Raw genomic sequence first — 4,234 nt, forward strand, 5'->3', positions numbered from 1 at the left:
GGACTTCGTCGAGCGTCGCGAGCGAGAAATTCCTGCAACCTACGCGTAGAGATCAGCTGGGGGGGAAGACCGCTCGCTTATGGCACGTTCATGGCCGGCTTGGGACAGGCGCTGTCATGGCCGGCATCTCCAATTGATTGCGATAGTCTCTGCGATGCTGACTGCTTTCGTGTCGCTGGGTGTTGTCGACCCTTGGATGATCCATGTCAAAGAATTCGAACTGGTCTATCGCAGCGGGCGTGTGAAGATGAGCATGGGGACGGGCCTGGACCTAGTTTATCCAGAGGAGATGAAGCTTCTGGAACGTCTAGCGGGGCTCGAAGGTCGGCCATCCTAGCTAAGGTTGGGTTCGCGATAACCGGATATCCTGTTATCGCGAGAGCTCAGCAATACTGCATGCCGATTCACAACTTTCAGACAAACACGACGGCTACTGGATAAGCCGCGGCGCACCCGTTTCGGCACCTAACGGATCGAGGCCAAACTTTTTTAGTATTTCAGCGATTTTGCCGGACTCGTGGAGCTTCTTGATGCCTTCATCAAGCGCGGCACCAAGTTTATCGTTACCCTTGGTGTAAGGGAAGTTTGGCCTGGCCCGGCTCGACGGATGCCGCGATGCGCTTGTCCGGCTCGATGATCTTGACCTTCATGCCGGGATAAGCACCACTTTTCTGGGCCTCAAGACCGACGACGTAGCTTTCGAACGCTACATCAATGCGTCCGGCAGCCAAGTCCTGTGCCATGGCTACAGTGCTGGGATAGGACACGCCGGCGCGTGCCGCAGCCGCGCCATCTTCAACCGGCGTCTTAGCGCGAAACGACGCCCTGGGACCGTCGCCACTTCGAGGTCGCGTCAAAGTGTTTGCCTTTTCGATCGAGCACTGCCCAGCTGCCCCGTAGCTACTTGGTCACGATCGTCGTCATCGCCTTGCCAGACTCGCTTTTTGCGCGCTCGATGATCGGGCCGGCATCTCGGCCGGACGATTGGCAGGTTCGACTTGGTCGGCGACCCCGGGCCGTAACGCTCCTCGACGTTCTTTCGATGTTCTCGTTTCGAACGTGGACCGCTTATGACCGAATCGTTTCACCATTGGCTATTATTCGGCGTCCAAACACAACTTCACCCCCTTACGTTACGTACATTCTGCAAACAAACGGAAGCCTGCGGGAAGTGAGAATGAGTCGTCGTATTGTGGTTGTTGGCGGCGGAGTCGTCGGCTGCAGCGTCGCCTGGCATTTGGCCGATGCGGGCGCGGGTGAGATTATATTGCTGGATCGGGAGCAATTGGGATCGGGCACGACCTGGCATTCAGCTGGTAACATTACTTGGCAACCGACACCTAGTCATGACTCAAGTGTTCTTTACGCGCTCGATACCATAGCGCGTCTAGAGCGAGAAACCGGCCAAAATACGGGGTGGCTGCAGACTGGACGCCTGTCTCTCGCCCAAGACCCCAACCAAATTCGTAGATATGAATCTTACCATCGTGACGCGACAATAAGAGGCATAGCCTCTCGAATGCTTTCGCCCGAGGAAGCCGGTCGCCTGAATCCCCTGCTGAATCCCGAATCCGCCTCGGCTTTCTGGCTCAATCCGCTTTCCGGCCGGGTCAATCCCGCTGATCTGACCGCCGCTTATGCACGTGGCGCGCGGCAACGTGGGGTTCGCATCGTCGAAAATTGTCGGGCAACCGAACTGGAGATCCAAAGCGGGCGCATTGTCGGTGTCAGCACGTCCACCGGCCTCATTGCTGCAGATGCCGTGGTCGTTGCGGGTGGGATGTGGTCGCGTCTCCTGCTGGAAACCAGCGGTATCGCCCTACCACAATGGTCCGTGGAGCACTTTTACGTCATTGCAGACGTGACGCCGCGATTGGTAGCATCAACCCCATCTTTCGTGATGTCTGAGCATCGTGTCTATGGTCGGGAAGAAGCGGGCGGCATGCTCGTCGGCGCCTTCGATGAGAATGCAAAGACGATTGATGCAGCCGCCATGCCGGATCCTTTCGCCTTCACATTGTTCGAGCCAGACTGGGATAAGCTTGCGCCCTATTTCCAGAGTGCGATGGAAATCTTCCCTTTTTTAGCTGACGCACCTATCCGTCGCTTCATCAATGGTCCCGAATCATTCACCCCAGATGGTTCACCCTTGATCGGGCCATGGCCAGATGTTCAGGGACTGTTCCTTTGCACGGCTATGAATTCTGAGGGCGTAACCTGGTCCGCAATGGCGGGACGCCTCACCGCAGAGCTTGTCACTGACGTAAAGCCGAGTTTCGACACATCACACTGCGCGCCAGCTCGCTTCGGAAGGCAGGCCGCCGATATCGACTGGCTTAAGCGTCAAATCTCACAACACGCGACAGAACCGGCCCGGCGATCAGATTGAAGTCTATGTGGATTACCGAAGGCATGTTCATTCCACTAAACCTCGGTTTTCACCTGTGATGGGATCCGCCTCTGTGCCGGGACAAATTAATTGCTGCATTCGATTTCTCCGTGAACGCCTCGTCGATGTGTGATCGAACACCTTCCTCATTTCGGCCTGATGCCGTCCGTCCCGAGGGGCCCACTCCAGAGCGGCCGCCAATTTTAACCCCTCCTATGCGCCGGTCACCGTTCGCCCGGTCAACGTTGCGCATGGCGAGCGCCGATTACGCTTGGCAGCAGATGGGTGATCACGCGCGGTTCTTGAAGCGCCAGGACTGCCGTATGCTCTCATCCCATCCATTCCGATGCGTGTGAACCCGGCAAAGCGGCAATACCACGGCCTTGTTCCCGTTGAGTAAGCCCCGTTTCGGGGATTGCTAGGACGCTAGTAGGTGAGAAGAGCCATACGTACGGCAATACATACTCCAATGATCCTCATGATTGCGGCGTCGAACCAAACAAACCTCGATAAGAATTGCGCTGCTTCATAACTTTGGGATTACGCACCAGCTTTCAACCGTCTCTGCGGTTGGGTCTGAAATTGTGGAACGCGCTGAGGGTGGAGGATGTCGGGTTCGGCGGGCTTCGATGCGCCGGCGCTCTTGGCCCCTGCGGACTGCCGCGTGATGGCGACGGCGCGGAATCCCATTCAATCAAGTGTGGACCCAGGGTGGGGTCTAACTCTCTGAAGGTCTGGCCTCGCGGCAGACCTGTTCAAATCGCCGAATTTGCTCGGCGCTGTCGCAGTAGGACATCACCATGCGGAAGCCTTGACCTTTGCGCTGAAAGTTCCACGGCCGTGGACGGATATCCTTGTCCCGAAGCGCTTCCAGAAGGCTGGGCGGCAGAATGGCGAACACCTCATTAATATGCACTGGATGAACCAGCTCGACACCCACACACTGTCTTAAAGCATCTGCTACTCGTGCGGCGTTCCGGTTCGCCTGCAGAGCATTTCGGCGCCAGAGCTCATCCTCCAAGTAGCTCAAGAGCTGCACTGACATGTAGCGCATCTTTGAGCACAGGTGCCCGGCGCGTTTGTGCACGAAGCTCAGTATCTTTGCGATTTCAGGATCGAAGGTGATCACCGCTTCCGCATTCATGGTTCCGTTCTTGATAGTGCCGAAGGTGAGAATGTCCACTCCAGCCTTCCAGGTCATTTCGGCCGGCGTTGCGCCCAAATGAACCACGGCGTTCGCGAAGCGGGCTCCATCAAGATGGACTTTCATGCCTGCCTTATGCGCTATTGCACTTAGCGCTCGTAATTCGTCCAGTTCATAAACGACTCCTGCTTCCGTGGCTTGGGTGAGGCTGAGTGCGCTGACTGCCATATGATGTACGTTGCCGATACCGTGACGTTGTAGGCCGTCCTCTAACGTGGCAGGCGATATCTTATGGTGCTCACCTGCCATCAAAGTCATGCGGCCACCACCGCTATAGAACTCGGGCGCGCCGGCTTCGGTCGTCACAATATGGGCGCCCTCGTGACAGAAGATCGTCCCATACGGCGGCGTGATGGCGCCGAGCGCGAGACCATTGCCCGCAGTGCCCGTAGGCACCGGAAAAATAAAGGTTTCACGCTCAAAAAAGTTCGAATAGGCCTGTGCCAAGGTAGCGGTGAATTGATCTGCGCCGTAGGCTACCTCGACGCCTCGGTTGCAGTCCAATAGCGCGTTCATCACCTGTTCGCAGACCGGCGCGCCGTTGTCCGAATTGAAGTGATAGGTTGCTATTTTAGATCCTCCCGTTCCAAGCAATGCCGCGACCGAATTCAGAACTTCATCTTGCGAGCGACAGTTTTCAA

Annotated in this window: 3 protein-coding genes; 1 reads left to right on the forward strand and 2 read right to left on the reverse strand. The window is 56.7% G+C overall.

The genetic code is table 11. The features are described 5' to 3' along the window. Positions 1 to 563: 563 nt before the first annotated feature. Positions 564 to 743, reverse strand: a complete 180-nt coding sequence (locus EH240_RS36425; protein ID WP_125007171.1) for a hypothetical protein — start codon at positions 741 to 743, stop codon at positions 564 to 566. A gap of 434 nt (positions 744 to 1,177) precedes the next feature. Between EH240_RS36425 and EH240_RS36430 the strand changes: the two genes are divergently transcribed. Further along, positions 1,178 to 2,389, forward strand: a complete 1,212-nt coding sequence (locus tag EH240_RS36430; RefSeq protein ID WP_167484320.1) for an NAD(P)/FAD-dependent oxidoreductase — start codon at positions 1,178 to 1,180, stop codon at positions 2,387 to 2,389. A gap of 718 nt (positions 2,390 to 3,107) precedes the next feature. Here the strand turns inward: EH240_RS36430 and EH240_RS36435 are convergent. Next, positions 3,108 to 4,234 (reverse strand): threonine aldolase family protein (locus tag EH240_RS36435; RefSeq protein WP_125007173.1); only part of this gene is annotated, 1,127 nt, incomplete at its 5' end.

Origin of the sequence: Mesorhizobium tamadayense (genome assembly GCF_003863365.1) — a bacterium.
GTDB classification, from domain to species: domain Bacteria; phylum Pseudomonadota; class Alphaproteobacteria; order Rhizobiales; family Rhizobiaceae; genus Mesorhizobium; species Mesorhizobium tamadayense.

Excerpts from the sequence above, each read along its gene's own strand:
- EH240_RS36425 (WP_125007171.1), bottom strand. The coding sequence starts at position 743 with ATGGCACAGGACTTGGCTGCCGGACGCATTGATGTAGCGTTCGAAAGC.
- EH240_RS36430 (WP_167484320.1), top strand. The coding sequence starts at position 1,178 with ATGAGTCGTCGTATTGTGGTTGTTGGCGGCGGAGTCGTCGGCTGCAGC.